Below are 2,031 nucleotides of genomic sequence, written 5' to 3' on the forward strand. Positions count from 1 at the left end.
GTTCGCCGGAATCATCCTCGGCGGCCTTGGCACCGCCTACGGCGCGCTGCTGGGATGCCTCATCGTTGGTCTACTGGTGCAGCTGTCGACCCTGGTGATCAACCCCGACCTCAAGTACATCGGCGGCCTGCTCATCCTCATCCTCATCCTCGTCGCACGGCCGCAGGGAATCCTGGGCTCGCGGGAAAGGATCGGGTGATCCATGGATCTCGTCTCCGCCCTGCAGGCATCGTTCGCGCAGCTGATCGGACCGTCGGCGATCTTCTACGCGCTGCTCGCCATCGGGCTGAACCTGCACTTCGGCTATACCGGTCTGTTGAACTTCGGACAGATCGGTTTCGCCTTGCTCGGCGGGTACGGCGTCGGCATCATGACCGTCACCTACCAGCAGCCCCTCTGGGTGGGGATACTCGTCGGGCTGTTGGCGGCCGGTGCCCTGGCGATCGTGCTGGGCATTCCGACGCTGCGCCTGCGCGCCGATTATCTGGCCATCGCAACCATCGCCTCCGCGGAAGTGCTGCGAGTGGTCTTCCGGTCGACGGCGTCGGACTCGGTGACCGGGTCGAGGAACGGGGTGTAAGGGTTCGCCGACCCGTTCACCCGGTTCAGCCCGTTCGACTCCAGCAAGCAGTACTCGATCCTCGGCGTGAACTTCGTCGGCGATGACGTCTGGGCGATGCTGGTGGGCTGGACGCTGGTGCTGGTGCTGTGCTTCTTCGTCTACCTGCTCTCCCACAGCCCCTGGGGCCGGGTGCTGCGCGCCATCCGCGAGGATGAGGACGCCGCGCGGGCACTCGGCAAGAACGTGTTCGTCTACAAGCTGCAGGCCCTGGTACTCGGCGGTGTGATCGGCGGCATGGGCGGGGTGTTCAACGCGCTGCAGACCAAGTCGATCCACCCCGACTTCTACTCGACCGCGCAGACCTTCTACGCGTTCGGGGCGCTGCTGCTCGGCGGTGCCGCCACAGTGTTCGGTCCGGTGGTGGGCGCGATGCTGTTCTGGTTCCTGCTCGCGGTACCGGACGCCGTCCTGCGCCAGGCGATCGCAGGCCCGGATCCGCTGCTGCCGTTGACCGATGCGCAGGTCGGCGCCACCCGGTTCATCCTGCTGGGGATCCTGATCGCGGTGCTGATGGTGTTCCGACCGCAGGGGCTGCTGGGACGAAAACGGGAGTTGCAGTTCGATGGCCGATGAGTCGCCCGTGCCCGCCGCCGATCGTGCCGCCCTGTTCGCCGCGACCCCGGCCGAACCGGGATCCCCCAAGCCCGACCCGATCCTGATGGTGGACGGCGTCTCCCGATCCTTCGGTGGCCTCAAAGCCGTCGACGTCGACCATCTGGAGGTGCAACGCGGCGCCATCACCGGGCTGATCGGGCCGAACGGGGCGGGCAAGACGACGCTGTTCAACCTGCTCACCGGATTCGACCGGCCCGACACCGGCAGCTGGAAGATCGACGGCGAGAACCTCGGGAAGATGCACCCCCACCAGGTGGCGCGCCGCGGGGTGGTGCGGACGTTCCAGCTCACCAAGGCGCTGGCGCGGATGTCGGTGCTCGACAACGTCAGGCTGGGCGCGCAGCACCAGATCGGCGAACGGATCCTGTCGTCACTGCTGCCGATGACCTGGCGTGGCCAGGAGGCGCAGATCACCGAACGTGCGTACGAGATGTTGCACCGGTTCAAGCTGGACACCAAGGCCGAGGACATGGCCGGCTCGCTGTCGGGCGGACAGCGCAAGCTGCTGGAGATGGCGCGGGCTCTGATGAGCGATCCCAAGGTCGTGATGCTCGACGAACCCATGGCCGGGGTCAACCCGGTGCTGACCCAGAGCCTGCTCGAACACGTCAAATCCCTTCGTGAGGAAGGGATGACGGTGATCTTCGTCGAACACGACATGGATGTGATCCGCGACATCAGTGACTGGGTGGTGGTGATGGCCCAGGGCTCGATCATCGCCGAGTCACCACCGGACGCACTGGCCGACAACCCCGCGGTGGTCGACGCCTATCTCGGTAGCCACCACGATCAGG

At 66.2% G+C, this 2,031-nt stretch carries 1 protein-coding gene and 2 pseudogenes; all 3 read left to right on the forward strand.

Translation table 11 applies throughout. The features are described 5' to 3' along the window. Nucleotides 1–199 (forward strand): annotated as a pseudogene (locus WA944_RS01790) (branched-chain amino acid ABC transporter permease); the annotation flags it as partial. Nucleotides 200–202: 3 nt separating this feature from the next. Further along, nucleotides 203–1,195 (forward strand): annotated as a pseudogene (locus WA944_RS01795) (branched-chain amino acid ABC transporter permease). Further along, the coding region (locus WA944_RS01800; RefSeq protein WP_526646172.1) for an ABC transporter ATP-binding protein at nt 1,185–2,031 on the forward strand (847 nt) is incomplete at its 3' end. The pseudogene WA944_RS01795 and the gene WA944_RS01800, both read left to right, overlap by 11 nt.

This window comes from Mycobacterium sp., assembly GCF_049683355.1.
Classification (GTDB): domain Bacteria; phylum Actinomycetota; class Actinomycetes; order Mycobacteriales; family Mycobacteriaceae; genus Mycobacterium.